At 69.8% G+C, this 18,019-nt stretch carries 17 protein-coding genes; 9 read left to right on the top strand and 8 right to left on the bottom strand.

The window, feature by feature from the left end; all coding sequences use genetic code 11:
* Window positions 1-8 precede the first annotated feature (8 nt).
* On the bottom strand, window positions 9-443 hold the full coding sequence (locus tag L3V18_RS15545; RefSeq protein WP_237056080.1) for an HIT domain-containing protein: 435 nt from the start codon (window positions 441-443) through the stop codon (window positions 9-11).
* A complete protein-coding gene (locus L3V18_RS15540; RefSeq protein ID WP_237056079.1) occupies window positions 440-1,102 on the bottom strand; it encodes a dienelactone hydrolase family protein in 663 nt (220 codons plus the stop codon). Before L3V18_RS15540 ends, L3V18_RS15545 begins: the two co-directional genes overlap by 4 nt.
* A 310-nt stretch (window positions 1,103-1,412) precedes the next feature.
* Here L3V18_RS15540 and rimO point away from each other — a divergent pair, with 310 nt between their 5' ends.
* On the top strand, window positions 1,413-2,801 hold the full coding sequence (rimO, locus tag L3V18_RS15535) for a 30S ribosomal protein S12 methylthiotransferase RimO (protein WP_237056078.1): 1,389 nt from the start codon (window positions 1,413-1,415) through the stop codon (window positions 2,799-2,801).
* Between the two features lie 48 nt (window positions 2,802-2,849).
* Here the strand turns inward: rimO and L3V18_RS15530 are convergent, their stop codons facing one another.
* Window positions 2,850-4,079 carry a DUF4010 domain-containing protein gene (locus L3V18_RS15530; RefSeq protein WP_237056077.1) on the bottom strand — a complete coding sequence of 410 codons (1,230 nt, stop codon included), beginning with the start codon at window positions 4,077-4,079 and terminating at the stop codon, window positions 2,850-2,852.
* Window positions 4,080-4,358: 279 nt separating this feature from the next.
* Here L3V18_RS15530 and L3V18_RS15525 point away from each other — a divergent pair, with 279 nt between their 5' ends.
* Entirely contained in the window at window positions 4,359-4,907 is a 549-nt protein-coding gene (locus tag L3V18_RS15525; RefSeq protein WP_237056076.1) for a hypothetical protein, read from the top strand.
* 40 nt (window positions 4,908-4,947) lie between these two features.
* Here the strand turns inward: L3V18_RS15525 and greB are convergent, their stop codons facing one another.
* The 3 genes from greB to L3V18_RS15510 form a co-directional block, all read right to left on the bottom strand.
* Entirely contained in the window at window positions 4,948-5,463 is a 516-nt protein-coding gene (greB, locus tag L3V18_RS15520; protein WP_237056075.1) for a transcription elongation factor GreB, read from the bottom strand.
* 9 nt (window positions 5,464-5,472) lie between these two features.
* The gene (locus tag L3V18_RS15515; protein WP_237056074.1) at window positions 5,473-5,991 is read right to left on the bottom strand and encodes a copper resistance protein NlpE; all 519 of its coding nucleotides are present in this window, start codon (window positions 5,989-5,991) and stop codon (window positions 5,473-5,475) included.
* A 172-nt stretch (window positions 5,992-6,163) separates the two neighbouring features.
* Complete coding sequence (locus L3V18_RS15510; RefSeq protein WP_237056072.1) at window positions 6,164-7,690, bottom strand: helicase HerA-like domain-containing protein; 1,527 nt, start codon at window positions 7,688-7,690, stop codon at window positions 6,164-6,166.
* A gap of 144 nt (window positions 7,691-7,834) precedes the next feature.
* Between L3V18_RS15510 and L3V18_RS15505 the strand changes: the two genes are divergently transcribed.
* Complete coding sequence (locus L3V18_RS15505) at window positions 7,835-9,388, top strand: transglycosylase SLT domain-containing protein (protein ID WP_237056070.1); 1,554 nt, start codon at window positions 7,835-7,837, stop codon at window positions 9,386-9,388.
* Complete coding sequence (locus tag L3V18_RS15500) at window positions 9,385-10,092, top strand: lysoplasmalogenase (RefSeq protein WP_343226348.1); 708 nt, start codon at window positions 9,385-9,387, stop codon at window positions 10,090-10,092. Before L3V18_RS15505 ends, L3V18_RS15500 begins: the two co-directional genes overlap by 4 nt.
* Window positions 10,093-10,150: 58 nt before the next feature.
* Here the strand turns inward: L3V18_RS15500 and asd are convergent, their stop codons facing one another.
* Window positions 10,151-11,002 (bottom strand): archaetidylserine decarboxylase, encoded by an 852-nt coding sequence (asd, locus tag L3V18_RS15495; RefSeq protein WP_237056068.1) that lies wholly within the window; start codon window positions 11,000-11,002, stop codon window positions 10,151-10,153.
* The gene (locus L3V18_RS15490) at window positions 10,999-11,643 is read right to left on the bottom strand and encodes an SCO family protein (protein WP_237056067.1); all 645 of its coding nucleotides are present in this window, start codon (window positions 11,641-11,643) and stop codon (window positions 10,999-11,001) included. Before L3V18_RS15490 ends, asd begins: the two co-directional genes overlap by 4 nt.
* Before the next feature lie 93 nt (window positions 11,644-11,736).
* Here L3V18_RS15490 and prmB point away from each other — a divergent pair, with 93 nt between their 5' ends.
* The 5 genes from prmB to L3V18_RS15465 all read left to right on the top strand — a co-directional run bounded on the left by prmB (window position 11,737) and on the right by L3V18_RS15465 (window position 17,984).
* Window positions 11,737-12,708, top strand: a complete 972-nt coding sequence (gene prmB / locus L3V18_RS15485) for a 50S ribosomal protein L3 N(5)-glutamine methyltransferase (RefSeq protein WP_255784041.1) — start codon at window positions 11,737-11,739, stop codon at window positions 12,706-12,708.
* Window positions 12,709-12,800: 92 nt separating this feature from the next.
* On the top strand, window positions 12,801-13,913 hold the full coding sequence (gene aroC / locus L3V18_RS15480; RefSeq protein ID WP_237056065.1) for a chorismate synthase: 1,113 nt from the start codon (window positions 12,801-12,803) through the stop codon (window positions 13,911-13,913).
* On the top strand, window positions 13,906-14,928 hold the full coding sequence (locus tag L3V18_RS15475; protein ID WP_237056064.1) for a 2-hydroxyacid dehydrogenase: 1,023 nt from the start codon (window positions 13,906-13,908) through the stop codon (window positions 14,926-14,928). Before aroC ends, L3V18_RS15475 begins: the two co-directional genes overlap by 8 nt.
* A gap of 117 nt (window positions 14,929-15,045) precedes the next feature.
* Window positions 15,046-16,101, top strand: a complete 1,056-nt coding sequence (locus tag L3V18_RS15470) for an aspartate-semialdehyde dehydrogenase (protein WP_237056063.1) — start codon at window positions 15,046-15,048, stop codon at window positions 16,099-16,101.
* Window positions 16,102-16,181: 80 nt separating this feature from the next.
* Window positions 16,182-17,984, top strand: a complete 1,803-nt coding sequence (locus tag L3V18_RS15465) for a FimV/HubP family polar landmark protein (RefSeq protein ID WP_237056062.1) — start codon at window positions 16,182-16,184, stop codon at window positions 17,982-17,984.
* Window positions 17,985-18,019 lie beyond the last annotated feature (35 nt).

The following is an 18,019-nucleotide window of genomic DNA, read 5'->3' as shown; positions in this document are numbered from 1 at the left end:
GGCGGCTCTCACACGCCCAGGGCGCGGCCGAGCCGGCCCACGCGGGCGACCAGCTCCTCGGGGGTGTACGGGCGTGCGGCGGCGGTGCCCCAGACCGGCCGGGGCCAGGCGATGTCGTCGCGGAAGCGGGCGATCACGTGCACGTGCAACTGCGCGACCACGTTGCCGAGCGCGGCCACGTTGAGCTTGTCGGGCTTGAATTCCGCCTGCAGCACGCGGCTGACCGTGTCGATCTCGCGGGTCAGCGCGGCCCGGTCCGCGGCGCGCAGGTCGGTCAGTTCCACCGCGTCGGCGACCCGCGGCACGAGGATCAGCCACGGGTGATTGGCGTCGTCCATCAGGCGCAGCTCGCTCAGGCCGAGATGGGCGACCGGATGGGTGTCTTCGGCCAGTTGCGGATCCAGATGCCAGTCGGACCCCGTGTGTCTGGGCTGCGTGCTCATCGCAGGTTTTCCTCGAAGAAATCCAGGGTGCGCGGCCAGGCCGCGGCAGCGGCCTCGGGCACGTAGTCGTGGCGCCGGTCGCAGTTGAAGCCGTGGCCGGCGTCGTAGACGTGGATGCGGGCGCCGGGCTGCTTGTCGCGGTGCGCCTGGACCGCTTCCGGCGGGATGCTGGCATCGTGCTCGCCGAAGTGGAACATCATCGGCGCGCGCAGCGGTTCGTCGAGGAACGGTACGCTTCGCGCGCCGTAGTAGCTGACCGCCGGCAGGCCGAGCCGGGTATCGGCGAGAAAGGCGAGGGTGCCGCCCCAGCAGAAGCCGACCGCCCCGGTACGCAGTCCTTCGGACTGCAGCAGGTCGGCGGCGGCACCGGCGCATTCGACCGCCCGCTCGATGCCGAGCGCGCCGACCAGCTCGCGGCCGCGGGCGATCCCGGCGTCGTCGTAGTCGAGCTCGACGCCGCGTTCGACCAGGTCGAACAAGGCAGGCGCCAGCGCGGTGTAGCCGACGTCGGCCAGGCGCCCGGCGATGCTGCGGATGTGGCTGTTGACGCCGAAGATCTCCTGCAGCACCACGATCCCGCCCTTCGGCTCTCCGGTGGGGTCGGCGCGCCAGCCGGCGATCGGGCCGTGGGCGGTGTCGAGGTCGATCCAGTGTGCCATTGCGGGGCCTCCGTTCAGGAGTGGGGTTCAGGCGGTACGCATGGAACAGATTCTAAGGAAGGTCTGGAGGGTTCCGTCCCGGACCTGTTCAGGCTGCGCTGGATCAGGCACTTGCGTGTTCGATCCGTCAACGCCCTCCATCACGCGCGGCGCTTCCGGATCGACCGGCGATTCCGTGGTCCCCGCATCTTCCGGCTCGGCCGTGCGAACCCGGAAGGCGCCGGGGAGGCGGGCCCCGGCGCTATAATCCGCGCCCCGCCGCATGCCGACGCGCCCGGCGTGCGGGACCCCTCCGCTCCCGGTTACCAGCATGACCCAGCCCATCGCCAAGTCCGCCAGCCCCAGGGTGGGTTTCGTCAGCCTTGGCTGCCCGAAGGCCCTCGTTGATTCAGAACGCATCCTGACCCAGTTGAAGGTCGAAGGATACGACCTGGTGCCGAGCTACGACGATGCCGACGTGGTGGTGGTGAACACCTGCGGCTTCATCGACTCGGCGGTGGCCGAGTCGCTGGACGCGATCGGCGAAGCGATGGCGGAGAACGGCAAGGTGATCGTCACCGGCTGCCTGGGCAAGCGCGAGGAGGTGATCCGCGAGGCCCACCCGGGCGTGCTTTCGATCAGCGGTCCCCAGGACTATGCCAGCGTGATGAGCGCGGTGCACAGCGCGCTGCCGCCGAAACACGATCCGTTCGTCGATCTGGTGCCGCGGCGGCACTCCGACGAGGCGGCCGACGTCGGCATCAAGCTGACGCCGAAGCACTACGCTTATCTGAAGATTTCCGAAGGCTGCAACCACCGCTGCAGCTTCTGCATCATCCCGTCGATGCGCGGCGACCTCGTCTCGCGCCCCGTCGACCAAGTCCTGCGCGAAGCCGAGAAGCTCGCGATGGGCGGGGTCAGGGAGCTGCTGGTGATCTCGCAGGACACCTCCGCCTACGGCGTCGACCTGCGCTACGCCGAGCGCGAATGGCGTGGCCGTGCCTGGCAGACCCGGATGAAGGCGCTGTGCGAGGGACTGTCGGAGCTGGGCATCTGGACCCGTCTGCACTACGTATATCCATATCCGCACGTAGACGACGTGATTCCCCTGATGGCCGAGACGGGGCCGGACGGCATGCGCAGGCTGCTGCCGTACCTGGACATCCCGTTCCAGCATGCCAATCCGCGCATCCTCAAGTTGATGAAGCGTCCCGGTGCGGTCGACAGGACCCTGGAGCGGATCCGGCGCTGGCGCGAGATCTGTCCGGACATCACGATCCGCAGCACCTTCATCGTCGGCTTCCCCGGCGAGACCGACGGCGAGTTCGAGCAGTTGCTGGACTTCCTCGAAGAGGCGCAGCTCGACCGCGTCGGCGCGTTCGCCTATTCGCCGGTCGAGGGTGCCGCCGCCAACGGCCTGCCGGATCCTGTGCCGGAGGAGCTCAAGCAGGAGCGGCTGGCGCGCTTCATGGAGCTGCAGGCTGACATCTCCACCGCGAGGCTGGAAGCCAAGGTCGGTACCGTCCAGCGCTGTCTGGTCGACGCGATCGACGGCGAGCTCGCGATCGCCCGCTCGATGGCCGATGCGCCCGAGATCGACGGTCTGGTGCAGATCCAGAACGGCTTCGAGGCCGGCCTGAAGCCGGGCGAGTTCGTCGATGTCGAGATCCTGGGCAGCGACGAGCATGACCTCTACGGCGAGGTCGCGTTCGACGACTGAGGGTTCACGCGTTCGGTTTCGACCCGGCAACTTTCAGTCCGACAGCTTTCAATTCGACAACCAGGCCAGCAGCGCCGCGGCGATCGACATCGCAGCCATGCCGCCGGTCACCTGCAGCGCGTAGGCGCGGGTGCCGCTGGCGAATGCCAGCACGCTCTTGGCGAGCGCCGCCGACACCAGCAGTCCGGCCAGACCGAGGCGCGCATGTTCGAGAGTCAGCCCGCCGCCGTGGGCGAGCTGGGCCACGCTGGCCGCGGCGGCATGCTGCTCGGCCAGCGCGACCAGCATGGCCGCGACCACCGCGCCGGCATCGCCGAACAGGCTGCGCAACCACGCCGACAGCAACAGCACGACGCTGATCAGCAGCCCCAGCAGCAGCGCATGGCCGATCCGGAACGCGCGCTCGCCCCGGGCTGGAGGCAGTTCGTCGGAACCGCCCGGCCGGAACACGCCATAGGCCGCCGTCGCCACCAGCGCCGCCGCCGCCGCTGCCAGCGGCCAGGCACTGGCTCGCAGCAGGCCCGGCGCGACCGTGCCGACGATGCCGGCGAACAGCAGCAACGAGGCGAGGTTGGCGAGCAGGGCCGCGGATGCGGCCGGAGCCGCATGCGACGGGTGCTGGCGCGAGCGCTGGCCGAAGCCGGCGACGGCGGCGGTCGAGGAGGCGAACCCGGAGAAGAAACCGGCGATCGGCAATCCCCAGCGTGCGTCGATCAGCCGCAGCGCGATGTGGCCGAGCATGCCGACGCCCATCACCAGTACCACGATCCGCCACAGCGCCGACGGCACCAGCACGCCCCAGGGGTCGACCGGAGTGTCCGGCAGCAGCGGCAGCACCACCAGCGCCGCGGCGGCCAGCAGCAGCCCGTCGTGCAGTTCCTGTTCGGCGATCAGCCGGCGTGCGAAGCGCTGCAGCGGTTGCTTGGCGAACAGCAGGAGCGCGGCGACGACCGCGAGCCCGGCCGCCCATGGCGGCGAATACTGGGCCAGCGCGGCCAGCAGCGGCGTGACCAGCAGGGCGACCTCGCCGGTCAGTCCCGGGTCGGCCGCGCGCGTGTGCAGGTAGCTGGCGACGGCATAGGCGGCGATCGCCAGCAGCAGGACGATGAGGACCGGCGCCCCGATCGTCGCGGCGACCGCGGCGGCGAGCGCGGCCAGGGCGTGGGTGCGCACGCCGGCGACGGCGATGTCGTCGGGCGCGTGATGGCGTTCGCGGATCACCCCGATCAGCAGGCCGATCGAGATCGCGGTCAACAGGCCCTGCAGGGTGAGAGGCACGTCCACATCGGCTCCAACGGCAACTGACGGATGGTACGGCGTCGGAAAAGGCTGCCGGAATGCTCTCCGTCAGCGGAGAGCCTCCGGCTGGTCGTCCGGGACGCCCCCGGCGGCCGGACCATGAACAGGCAGGCCCTGAACGTACGCAAGATACCTCGCGCCGGCCTCGACGGCGCGATAACGGGAGATATGCTTGCATGCATGCAGCGCAAGCTGCCGGCTATGAACGGCCTGGCACCCGCGCCTGACCGGATGCTTGGGGCTGCGCGAGGAGGGGCTATGCCTGGCACCATCACCGACCATGCCCACAAGCACGCACACGATTTCCACCTGACCGTACCCGGCGCGCACATCTCGATGCAGGCCGTGGTGTTCGCCGGCATTGCCGCCGGCATCGTCTTCCTGGCGCTGGAACTGCTGCTGACGCCGTTGCTGATGGGGCTGAGCAGCTGGGTGCCGATGCGGATGATCGCGGCGATCACGATGGGACACGCGGTACTGCCGCCGCCGGACACGTTCGAGTCGGGGGCGGTTGCCGCCGCGCTGGTGGTCCACTTCATCCTGTCGCTGGCGTACGCGCTGGTGTTCGCGTTCTTCGCCAAGGGGCGCTCGCTGCTCACCGACACCGTGCTGGGCGCCGCGTTCGGTGTGCTGTTGTACGCGGTGAACTACTACGGCTTCACCTACCTGTTCCCGTGGTTCGTCGAGATGCGGCACTGGGTCACCGCGTTGATCCATCTGGTCGCGGGCGCGGCGATGGGCGCGACCTATGCGTGGAGTGTGAAACGATTCGTGCCGCCGTTGCATCCGTCCACCGGAGCGCGGTGACACACGTCGACGGGGCCGGCGCGCCGGATGAGCGACAGCGTCAGCCGCGGTCGTCTTCGCCGTATCCGATCGCGACGATCGCGTAACGGGCCGCTCCACCGGGCAGTTGCGCGTCGAACTCGTCGTCGAGCCGCTTCTTCAGCATCGCCCGCGCCAACGGCGAATCGATGCTGATCCAGCCGCGACCGGCGTCGGTCTCGTCGGGACCGACGATCCGGTAGCTCCGGCATTCGCCGTTGCCCAGGTGTTCTATCTCCACCCGGGCACCGAAGAACACGGCCTGCGGATCGCCCGGTGCCGCGTCGACGACCTTCAGCGACGGCAGCCGTTTGCTCAGGTAGCGCACGCGACGGTCGATCTCGCCCAGTTGCTTCTTGCGGTAGGTGTACTCGGCATTTTCCGACCGGTCGCCCTCGGCCGCGGCGGCGGCCAGCGCCTGCACGACCTCGGGCCGACGGACGCGCCACAGCTCGTCCAGCTCGGCCTTGAGGCGGTCGTGGCCTTCGCGGGTGATCAGCGCGGTACTGCGCTCGGGCGGTGGACGCCAGCGACCCATCGCGATGCGTTATTCCGCGACGGGCGCGTCGGCTGCAGGCGCGCGCCGGAGGCCGTAGTCCAGCGCGCTTTCGATGTCCTTGCCTTCGGTGTCGAGCAGGCGCAGTTCGTCGACCGACACCAGCCGGTACACGCGGTCGTCGTCGCTCTTGCTGTCGGGATCCAGGCGCAGGCGCTCGCCTTCGGCGGGTTCGCCCTCGACGGTCCAGGTGCCGCTCAGGCTGAAATCGCCGTCGGCCTGGTCCTGGTAGCGCTCGTCGAGCTTGAACGTGCCGTCGGGCGCGAGCTGCAGACGCGTGTCGATGCCGGGACAGCTCGCGCAGGGGAGGGTACCGCTGAACTCGCCGGGCAGGGCCTTGGTGTCGATCGCGGCGATGGTTGCGGTATCGGCCGCCGGGGCGGGCTCCGCAGTCGCCGCAGGCGCGGGTGCAGTCGCGGCGTCGGTGGCCGGCTCGGGTTGTTTCTGGCAGGCAGCCAGCAGCAGCGTGGCGGCGGTCGTGCCGATCAGGACGAGAGAAAAGCGGCGCATCCGTGGACTCCTTGTGGTCGGGTGGGCGTTTCGGGCAGGCCGTTGGAGCATGCCGTCGGGAGTGGCTCGTCAGGGACGTGAAAGTGGCAGTGCCGTGCTGAACGCCGTCGAAAGCGTGGCGTCGAATCCCTTCACGGCTTTGCGCAGATGATCCGGGGGCATCGAACAGTCCTCAGCGCTTGCCGCCGAGCAGGCTGCCGAGCAGGCCGCGCACGATCTGCTGGCCGATCCGGCTGCCGATGGTCCGCGCCGTCTGCTTGGCCATCGTTTCGACCATGCCCTGTCGGCGCTTGGTGCCGAACACCGCATCCTTGACCGCCTGGCCGAAGCCGCCTTCCTCCGCGTCGTCGTCCGCGCGGCTGCGAGCCGGCGGCGCCTTCGCCTGTTCGGCCGCGGCCTGGGCCTTGGCCGCGAGCATCTCGGCCGCCGATTCGCGGTCGACCGGCGTGTCGTACTTGGCGCCCACCGGGCTGCCGGCGCGGACCCGGGCGCGCTCGGCCTCGGTGATCGCGCCCATCCGGCAGCGCGGCGGACAGATCAGGGTGTGTTCGACCGGCATCGGGATGCCCTTGTCCTGCAGGGTCGAGACCAGCGCCTCGCCGGTACCGAGCCTGGAGATCGTCTCGACCACGTCCAGCGCGGGATTGGCGACGAAGGTTTCGGCCGCGGTCCGGACCGCCTTCTGGTCGCGCGGAGTGTAGGCCCGGAGCGCGTGCTGCACGCGATTGCCGAGCTGGCCGAGCATCTCGTCGGGCACGTCATCGGGGAACTGCGAGCAGAAGTACACGCCCACGCCCTTGGAACGGATGATCCGGACCACCTGTTCGACCCGCTGGCGCAGCGCCGGCGGCGCGTCGTCGAACAGCAGGTGGGCCTCGTCGAAGACGAACACCAGCTTGGGCTTGTCGAGGTCGCCGACCTCCGGCAACTGCTCGAACAGCTCCGACAGCAGCCACAGCAGGAAGCTCGAATACAGCCGCGGCTTCAGGATCAGCTTGTCGGCGGCGAGCAGGTTGACGATGCCACGGCCGTCGGTGGTGGTCCGCATCAGATCGGCGAGGTCGAGCGCCGGCTCACCGAAGAACAGCCCGGCGCCTTCGCCCTCCAGGCGCAGCAGGGCGCGCTGGATCGCGCCGATGGACGGTGCGCTGACCAGGCCATAGGCGGTCGAGACCTCCTTGCGCTCCTCGGCGATCAGGTTGAGCAGTGCGCGCAGGTCCTCCAGGTCGAGCAGCAGCAGACCGCGGTCGTCGGCGAGCCGGAACACGATGTCGAGCACGCCCGACTGGGTGTCGTTGAGTTCGAGGATCCGGGCGAGCAGGGTCGGCCCCATCTCGCTGACGGTGGTGCGGACCGGATGCCCGAGCTGGCCGAACAGGTCCCAGAACACTGTCGGACAGCCTTCGTTGGTGTACCCGTCGATGCCGATCCGGTCGATCCGCTCCTGCAGTTTGTCGTTCATCGCGCCAGGCACCGCGAGTCCGGCGATGTCGCCCTTCACGTCGGCCATGAACACCGGCACGCCGATGCGCGAGAAACCCTCGGCGATCACCATCAGCGTGACCGACTTGCCGGTGCCGGTCGCGCCGGCGATCAGGCCGTGGCGATTGCCGAGTCGCGGCTGCAGCACCACGTGGCCGCGGTTGTCCGCGAGTGCGTCGGGGGTGGTGATGGCCTTGCCGATGAGGATAGGGTCCATGCTCGACTCCGTTCAGGTTGATCGCGATTCTAGAGCCTGTTCATGCACTCTGCGCAGTTGGGCGAAGCCATGGGTCTAGGAGCGGTTGTGGTCTCGAACGCGCTGAGGCTACCCTGCGCGTTCGTTTTTCATTCATCGTCATTCATGTCCCTGTCCGCTTTCCTGCCTGGCCGCGTGTCCGCCCGCGCCATCCTTCCGGCGCTGTCGCCGGCCGTCTTCATCGCCCTGCTGCTGCCGGTCGATGCCGCCGCGTTGTCGCGTCGTGACCAGGCAGCGGTCGATGGCATCGGCCAGCGCATGCTGGCGGCCGAGGCGAAATACCGTGAGGCGATGGTGATGGCCGGCAATGCCGATCCGGAAGGCACTCGCCTCGGCGACGAGGCGCTGGAGGACATGGAGGATGCGATGGCCGACTGCGCGAAGCAGCGCGGCTGCTCGCCGACCACGCTGCTGGCGACCTACAAGCGCCTGCTCAAGCTCAACACCGACGCGCAGGAACCGTTCGCGGGCGAGCACGGTCCGGATGACGCCGATCCCGATCATGTCGACCTGGCCCAGGGCGAATCCGATCCGTTCGCCGCCGACGTGCCGGAAGCCGCCCGTGCCGCCGCGCTGCTCGATGACCGCCGTCACCGCTTCGACGAGATGGTCAAGTACAACCCGGCGGTGCAGGCCGGCATCCGCCGTTGGCTGACCGACATGCGGCCGTCGCTGATGAACAGCTACGAGAACTACCAGTACATGCGCCACCTGATGTGGCCGCACTACGAGCGCGCCGGCCTGCCCGAGGCGCTGTTGTTCGGGATCATGGCCAAGGAATCCAACGGCAAGGTGCATGCGCGTTCGCGCGCGGGTGCGGCCGGGCCGATGCAGTTCATGTACGCGACCGGCCAGCGCTTCGGCCTGGGCAAGGACAGTCACGGCTTCGACACCCGCTTCGATCCATATGCGGCATCCGAGGCGAGCGTCCGGTACCTGAACGAGCGCATGGGCGAGCTCAACCGCAACATCGAGCTGGCGCTGGCCGCCTACAACGGCGGCGAGGGGCGCGCACGCCGGATCCATCAGGCGCATCCCGGCAAGGACTTCTGGGACGAGGCGGTCTACAACGAGTTTCCTGCCGAGACCCGCGACTACGTGCCGATGGTGATCGCGGCGGCCTGGCTGTTCCTGCACCCGAAGCAGTACGGCATCGAGTTCCCCAAGGTCGATCCACGGCCGGCGGCGCTGACGCTGTCGCAGCCGAGTTCGATCTACCAGTTGACGATCTGCCTCGGCAACGGCGGCACCCGCGATGGCTACATGCGGGCGCTGCGCAACCTGAATCCACGCTACGAGGCCGACAGCGTGCTGCCGTCCGGAACCGTCCTCAATGCCACCACCCGCATCGCCGGCCTGTACAACCGCTGGTGCAGCCGCGGCGCCCGGGCCGAACTGGCCCGCACCCTGGTGCTCAGCGATCCCGACCGCGCGATCGTGCGTACCGGCGCGGTGACTCCCGTTGCAGCGGCGCCGGCCGCCTCGGACGGGGGCGTACGCCCCCGCGTTTACAAAGTGCAGCGCGGCGAGACCCTGACCTCGATCGCGCGCAAGTTCTCGTGCGGCACCGGCCAGCTGGCGCGCACGAACAACATCCGCCCGCCGCGCTACACGATCCGTCCCGGACAGCAGCTGAGCCTGGAGGGTTGCGACGGGTGAACGCCGCTGCGGGACAGGATGTCCGCCGGTCGCGCTCCGTCGTTCCCCTGCCGGTCTGGGCGGCGGTCGCCGGCAGCGCCGCCCTCGCGATGGCCGGTGCCGCGACCGGCGAGCCCGCGCTGCACTATCTGTTCAAGCCGTTGACGACCCTTCTGATCGCCGCCTGCCTGTGGCGTTGCCGCGCTGCTGCGGGCGATGGGTATCCGCGCCGCCTGCTGGCGGGATTGCTGATGTCGGCCGTCGGCGACGTCTTCCTGATGTTCTCCGGCGACGCCTGCTTCATCGCAGGGCTGGGGGCTTTCCTGCTCGCGCACCTGGCCTACTGGTCGGCGTTCCGGCTCCGCCTGGTGGCCGGCAGCCGCGGCCCGATCTGGCCCTGGCCGGCCTATGCCGCCGTCGCCATGGCAATGCTGGTAACGCTGTGGCCGCACCTGCCGACGGCGATGCGGATTCCCGTCGTGGCCTATGTCGCGGTGCTGGTCGCGATGGCGTCGACCGCGGCGGTCGCGTGGCGACGGGGCTGCGGCCCCGCGGCCGGTTTCGCCGCGCTGGGCGGCCTGTGTTTCGTGGTCTCGGACGCGACCCTGGCGTTCGATCGCTTCGTCGCGCCACTTCCGGCGTCGACCGTCGCGGTGCTGGCCAGCTACTGGCTTGCGCAGGCGCTGATAGCGCGTTCCGGCATGGCCGCGCAAGGCGTCCACTGAGTGCGGCGCCAGCGCATGCAACGCCTCTTGCCGGGTGGCGGGGGCAGCCGCGGGCCGGTCAGGTCCGGCTCGCCAGGCGCTGGCCCAGCCGCACCGGCGTTTCCGCCGCCAGGCCGGGCGCCAGCTCGGCCACACCGGGCGGCAGCAGCACGATCACCGTCGAACCGTAGTTGAAGCGGGCCATCTCCTCGAAGCGTTCGAGGCGGATGTCGTGCCCGCGGTAGTCCTTGCGGGTGACGATATCGGCGTAGGCCGGGATCTCTTCGCCGCTCCAGACCGTCTCCACGCCGGAGACCAGCAGCGCGCCGACCATCACCGAGGCCATCGGCCCGAAGTCGGTGTCGAAGTGGCAGACCAGCCGTTCGTTGCGGGCGAACAGCCGCGGCACGTTGCGGACCGCGGCCGGCCCGACGCTGAACAGCCGCCCCGGCACGTGCACGGTTTCGCGCAGCGTGCCGGTCCACGGCATGTGCACGCGGTGATAGTCGCGCGGCGACAGGTAGACAGTCGCGAAGGTCCCACCATTGAAGGCGGCCGCGGCCGCGGCGGCGTCGCTGGCGAGCAGTTCGGCTGCGGTGAAGGACTGCCCCTTGGCCTGGAAGATGCGGCCCTCGCCGTCGATCTTGCCGCACTGGCTGATGCGGCCGTCGGCCGGCATCAGCAGCGCATCCGGATCCGGATCGGGCATGCGCGCGCCAGGGCGGAGCGCGCGGGTGAAGAAGCTGTTGAAGGTCGGGTAGACGGTCGGATCCGGCTGCGCGGCTTCGGACAGGTCGACGCCGAACTTGCGCGTGACCGTGTCGATCAGCCACTGCTTGAGGCGCGGGTTGTCCGAGTACGCCAGCGCCCGCGCGAGCGACGACAGCAGGCGGTGCGGCAGGACGTAGGTCAGCGCGGTGGCCAGGCTCATGGAGCGGAGGCCCCGCTCAGCGCCTGCAGGTCGGCGGCGATCTTCTCCGGTTCCAGTGGCGGACGGATCAGGCCGGCCATCCGGCCCTGGGGATCGAGTACCGCGATCGTCGCGCTGTGCTCGATCAGGTACCGGTCGGCGGGCACACCCTCCGGCGGCGGCACCTTCGCAAACACCATGCTCAGCGACTTGGCGAAGGATTCCAGCGCCGGCAGGCTGCCGGTCGCGGCCAGCGTGTCCTTGTGGAAGGCATGGGCATACCGGCCGATCAGTTCGGGCGTATCGCGCTCCGGGTCGACCGAGACGAACAGCACCCGTGGCCGGCTCGCCTCGGGAATCGTTTCCCAGCGCTTCTGCGCGCGTGCCAGCTCGGCCAGCGTGGTCGGGCAGACGTCGGGGCAGTGGGTGAAGCCGAGGAACACCGCGGTCCAGTGGCCCCGGAGCTCGGAGGCTTCCAGCGCGGTGCCATCGGACTGGGTCAGCTCGAAGTCCGGCAGCGCACGCGCGGGCTGGAACAGCCGCACGCTCTGCAGCTCCGGCACCGGCGCTTCGTGGGGGCCGAAGAAGCGCATCGCCGCCCACAGGCCGAGACCGGCGGCGAGGGCGATGACCAGGATGTAGGCGGTGGTACGGTTGAACATGATCGATCCGGCTGGCGGTTGCGGTGCATGATACCGGCCATGCGCGCACGGCGGCGGCTATAATCCCCGGCCTCCCCACGACCCGCCGTGAACATGCCCGCAAGCCCGCCCCTGAGCGCCGACCCGGCGAGCGCCGGCCCCGAAGCGGCCACGTTCGAGCAGCTGACGATCGTCGACCTGATCCGCCACGGCGGCAGCCTGTTCGCCGAGGCGGGCCTGACCTTCGGGCACAGCTACGACAATGCGCTCGACGAGGCGACCCAGCTGGTGCTGCACGCGCTGCACATGCCGCACGACCTCAGCCCGGTCTACGGCCAGTCGCGGGTGACCACGGCCGAGAAGGCGAAGGTGCTGGCACTGTTCGGGCGCCGCATCCGCGAACGCATCCCGGCGGCCTACCTGACCGGCGAAGCATGGTTCGCGGGCCTGAGCTTCAAGTCCGACCCGCGCGCGCTGGTGCCGCGCTCGCCGATCGCCGAGCTGATCGAGGCCGGCTTCGAGCCCTGGCTCGGCGGTCGCGAGGTCCGTCGCGCACTCGACCTGTGCACCGGCTCGGGCTGCATTGCCATCGCGACCGGCCATTACCATCCGGACTGGGAAGTGCATGGCATCGACATCAGCGACGACGCGCTGTCGCTGGCCGCCGAGAACAAGGCGCGGCTGCGCGCGGACAATGTCGAGTTCCGCAGGTCCGACCTGTTCTCCACGCTCGACGGCGAGATCTACGACCTGATCGTCACCAACCCCCCTTACGTCACCAACGACGAGACCGACGCGTTGCCGGAGGAGTATGCGCACGAGCCCGAGCTCGGCCTGCGCGCCGGCCACGACGGTCTCGACCTGGCACTGAAGATCATGCGCGACGCGCCCGCCCACCTGAGCGGGCAGGGCCTGCTGATCTGCGAGGTCGGCGAGGCGGAGCGTGCGCTGGTCGAACTGCTGCCGGAGCTGCCGATGGCCTGGGTCGAGTTCAAGGTCGGGCAGATGGGCATCTTCGTGGTCGAGCGGGCCGACCTGGTCGAGCACCACGAGCGGATCAAGGCACTGGCCGATGAGCGCGGATGAGTGGCGCCGATCCGTGGCCAAGGAAGTTCCTGCAGCAACCAGTTGGCATTGATAGAGTCCTGCTCCTTCCTCCATCCCGGTAACCCGATCCCGTGTCCAGCAACAGCTTCGGCAAGCTCCTGACGGTCACCACCTTCGGTGAGAGCCATGGGCCGGCCATCGGCTGCGTGATCGACGGCCTGCCGCCGGGCATCGCGATCGCGCCGGAGGATTTCCGTCAGGACCTGGAGCGACGCGCCACGGGACGCACCCGGCACACGTCGGCGCGCCGCGAGGCCGACGAGGTCGAGATCCTGTCCGGCGTCTACGAAGGCATGACCACCGGTACGCCGGTGGCGTTGTTGATCCGCAACACCGACGCGCGCAGCAAGGACTATGGCCGGATCGCCGATCAGTTCCGCCCAGGCCATGCCGATTACGTCTATTGGCAGAAATACGGCGTGCGCGATCCGCGCGGCGGCGGCCGGTCCTCGGCGCGCGAGACCACGATGCGGGTGGCGGCCGGTGTGATCGCGAAGAAGTGGCTGGCCGAGCGCCACGGCATCCGTGTCCGGGGCTGGCTGTCGCAGCTGGGCGAGGTCACTCCGGAAGGTTGCGACCTGTCGGTGGTCGAGGACAACCCGTTCTTCTGGCCGCACGCCGCACAGGTGCCCGCGCTGGAGGCCTACATGGACGCGCTGCGCAAGTCCGGCGACTCGGTCGGCGCGCGCGTGGACGTGATCGCCGAGGGCGTGCCGCCGGGCTGGGGCGCGCCGATCTACGGCAAGCTCGACGGCATGCTGGCCGCGGCGTTGATGAGCATCAACGCGGTCAAGGGCGTGGAGGTCGGTGACGGTTTCGCCTCGGTCGCGCAACGCGGCAGCGAGCACCGCGACGTGATGAGGCCGGACGGCTTCGAGTCCAATCACGCCGGCGGCGTGCTCGGTGGGATCAGTACCGGACAGGCCGTGCGCTGCTCGGTCGCGTTCAAGCCGACCTCGAGCCTGCGCATTCCGGTCGACGGGCTCGACATCCATGGCGAAGTCGTCGAGGTGGTCACCACCGGCCGCCACGACCCCTGCGTCGGCATCCGTGCGACTCCGATCTGCGAGGCGATGGTCGCGCTGGTGCTGATGGACCAGGCCCTGATCCACCGCGCCCAGTGCGGCGACATCGGCGAAGTCACGCCGCGCATTCCGCCCGGCCCGGTCGAAGGCGATGGCTGAGCCGCGACCTCGGGTATGGCTGTCGCGTCCACTGTTCGAGGACGTCACCGACCGCCTGGACGAGCACTTCGATGTGCTGCGCACGGCCGTGCCCGAGGCCGGTGTCTACGCGCCCGGGCAGGTCGCATCGAATCTGCGCGATGTGGACGGTGCGCTCGTCACCCTGGTCGAACGGATTGGCGCGACCGAGATCGCCGGCGCCGCGCGCCTGCGCGCGGTCGCCAACGTCGGCGTCGGTTACGACAACCTCGACGTGCCCGTGCTGGGTTCGGCCGGCGTGCTGGTCACCAACACGCCGGACGTGCTGACCGAGACCACCGCCGACTTCGGCTTCGCCCTGCTGATGGCGGCCGCGCGCCGCGTCACCGAGGCCGAGCGCTGGCTGCGCGAAGGCCAGTGGCAGCGCTGGTCGTTCGACACCCTGCTGGGCGCCGACCTGCATGGCAGTACCCTGGGCATCCTCGGCATGGGCCGGATCGGACAGGGCATCGCTCGCCGCGCGCTCGGCTTCGGCATGCGTGTGCTGTACCACAACCGCAGCCGCCTGCCCGAGGCAACCGAGCGCGAGTGCCGCGCCGAGCATGTCGACTTCGACGCGCTGCTGGCGAACTCGGACCACCTGGTGCTGGTGCTGCCGTATTCGCCGGTCACCCATCACATTATCGACGCCGCCGCGCTGGCGAAGATGAAGCCGACCGCGACCCTGGTGAACGTCGCCCGCGGCGGCGTGGTCGACGAGCTGGCCCTGGCCGATGCACTCGCCAATGGCCGCCTCGCCGCGGCCGGGCTGGACGTGTACGAGGGCGAGCCGCGGGTGCGCCCGGAACTGCTGGCGCTGCGCAACGTGGTGTTGGCCCCGCATATCGCCAGCGCCAGCCGCGCCACCCGGCGCGCGATGGTGGCGCTGGCGGTGGACAACCTGATTGCCGCGCTGGGGTATGGTCCGCGTGCCGGCGACCCGCCGACGCCGGTCAACGCCGATGCGGTCGCCGGAAAAATCACGGTTAAACGATAGGGAACCTTCGCGACCCCGCCACGGGCAGCCCGGTGGCGGAGAATCCCGGAAGTTCCCCGAATCCAGCCCGCACGCGAACGTTTCCATTCCAGACCCCACATCCGAAGAATCCATCCCATGAGCAACGCGTCCACAAGCAACACGTCCGTTGGCGGCGCACAACGTCGCTTCAACGTCGCCGTCGTCGGCGCCACCGGTGCGGTCGGCGAGGCCATGCTGGCGATCCTCGCCGAGCGTCGCTTCCCGGTCGGGCAACTGCACGTGCTCGCCAGCGAGCGCTCGGCCGGCGGAACCATCGAGTACCGCGGCGAAGAGCATGTCGTCCAGGACCTGGCGAACTTTGATCCCGCCGGCGTCGACATCGCGCTGTTCTCCGCCGGTGGCGGCGTGTCGAAGGAATACGCACCGAAGTTCGCCGCTGCCGGTGCGGTGGTGATCGACAACTCCTCGGCGTTCCGCTACGACGACGACGTGCCGCTGGTGGTGTCCGAGGTCAACCCGGAGCAGGTCGCCAACCGCCCGCGCGGGATCATCGCCAACCCGAACTGCTCGACGATGCAGATGCTGGTCGCGCTGGCGCCGCTGCATCGCCATTCGAAGATCGAGCGCATCAATGTCGCCACCTACCAGTCGGTGTCCGGCGGCGGACGTTCGGCGATGGAGGAGCTCGGCCGCCAGACCGGCGCGCTGCTGAACTTCAAGGATCCGGAGCCGGAGCGCTTCCCGGTGCAGATCGCCTTCAACCTGATCCCGCACATCGACGACTTCCAGGAAAACGGCTTCACCAAGGAGGAGATGAAGCTGGTGTGGGAGACCCGCAAGATCCTCGGTGACGACTCGATCATGGTGAACCCGACAGCGGTCCGGGTGCCGGTGTTCTACGGCCACTCCGAGGCGGTGGCGATAGAGACCGTCGAGAAGATCACACCCGAGCTGGCGCGCGAACTGCTGGCGGCGGCGCCGGGCGTCGAGGTCGTCGACGAACGCAAGCCAGGCGGTTACCCGACCCCGGTCACCCATGCTTCGGGCAACGACGCGGTCTACGTCGGCCGCATCCGCGAGGACCTGTCGCATCCGCGCGGACTCAACCTGTGGATCGTGTCCGACAACATCCGCAAGGGCGCGGCGCTGAACGCGGTGCAACTGGCCGAGCTGGTCGCGGCGGAGAGCTGAACGGTTCCACCGCCGCATTGCATGGCAAGGGCGGCGGCGGCTAGAGTCGGCAGTCCGGGGGAGACGAAACAGGTGCTCTTGTGAAGCAGTTCGCGCGTTGTGCGTTGGCACGCAGTGCATTGGCGCTCGCGCTGGTCGTGGCCAGCGGTTCGGCGGCGGCGCTGGGTCTGGGCGAGATCGTGGTGCGGTCGCGCGTGGATCAGCCGTTGCTGGCCGAGATCCCGATCATTTCCAGCGACCCGGCCGAACTGGAGCGTCTGCAGGCGCGACTGGCGTCTCCGGAGACCTTCGCCCGGGTCGGCCTGGAGCCGCCGCAGGGCGTGGTGTCGGACCTGCGCTTCATGGTCGGTCTCGACAATGCCGGCAATCCCGTGGTACGGGTCACCAGCGCGCAGCCGGTCAACCAGGCCGCGCTGACTTTCCTGGTCGAGGTCGACTGGGGGCAGGGACGGCTGGTCCGAGAGTATTCGGCGCTGCTGGATACGCCGCGCACCGTGTCGGCGCCGGCGCAGCCGCCGATCGAGGCGCCGGTTGCCGCGCCGTCGAACGCGATCGTTCGCGAGCCGGTGGTCCCCGCGAACGAAAACCCTGCCGGCACGGCATCCGCTCCCTCCGCGTCCGGCGACGCCGTCCCGACGGAGGGGACGGTCGCCGAAGATCAGGTCCCGGCCGAGCCGCGGCCGGTCGCGGTTGCGCGTCCGGTGCGCCGGATCGACGGCGACAGCTACGAGGTGGGTAGCGGCGATACGCTGTCGCAGATCGCCAGCCGGATCGACGGCGCCCGCGGGCTCAGCCTCAACCAGCGGATGGCGGCGTTGCTGCAGGCCAATCCGGAGGCGTTCATCGGCGGCAACATCCATCGGGTCAAGTCCGGTGCGGTGCTGCGGATCCCCGATGCGGCGGCGATGGCCGCGTTCGATCCTGCCGACGCCAACGCGCTGGTCCGCGAGCAGACCCGCCAATGGCGGCAGCCGGCGGCGACCGTGCCGCAGCCGGCGGATGCGGGTCGCGTCGGCGAGCCGGCGCCCGCGTCGGCAGCGGCGCAGAACGCAGCGGTGGCCGATGCACGGCTCGAGATCGTGCCGCCGGGTGCGAGCGACGCGGCCCAGGCAGGCAACCAGTCCGGCATCAGCGCCGGAGGCGAGGGGAACATGCTTCGACAGGATACCCAGCAGGCGCAGGAAACCCTCGCGGCCCGCGAGGCCGAACTGGCCGAGATGAAGGCGCGGCTCGCGGAGCTGGAGCAACTGCAGCAACAGCAGCAGAAGCTGCTCGAACTGAAGGACAGCGAACTGGCCGAAGTGCAGCAGCGGCTTGCGCAGTCGGCGCAGGCGCAGCCCGCGACCGAGCAGGGAACGGCGATGCCGTGGCTGTTCGGTGGCTTCGGCCTGCTGCTGGCGGCGCTTGCCGGCGGTTGGGCGCTGCGCCAGCGCAATGCCCGGCCGGTGTTCCGTGCGCCAGACGAGAGCCGTGGCGAGCGGCGGCCGTCGCTTGCGGATGCGTTCGCCGGTGGCGCCGTCGCTGCACCGGCCGCGAGCGGAGACGAGGACGAAGCCGGGCCGGTCTCCCCGCAAGCGGCAGGACCGGTCGACGACGGGATCGACGAGGCCGTTCCGGCCGTGGTCATTGCCGACGGCGATGCGGGCGATCGGCCTCCGGCCTGGCATACCGCCTCGTCCGAAAGCCAGGCTGCGCACGCGCCGGTGGTCACGGCCGCCGACGGGGCCGGAACCGGCGGTGGCAACGAGCGTCTCGAACTGGCCCGCGCGTACATCGCGCTCGGCGATCGCGATAGCGCGCGTCAGTTGCTGGCCGAGGTGCGCCTGCATGGTGACCTGGCCGCGCGCCAGCAGGCGATGCAGATGCTGCGCGAGCTGGAATGAGCGGCCTGCGGTACCGCGGCCGTGGATGAGGGTGG

It is taken from the genome of Marilutibacter chinensis, assembly GCF_021725675.1.
In the GTDB taxonomy this organism is placed as follows: Bacteria; Pseudomonadota; Gammaproteobacteria; order Xanthomonadales; family Xanthomonadaceae; genus Marilutibacter; species Marilutibacter chinensis.
This window is presented reverse-complemented; position numbering and strand designations above follow the sequence as displayed.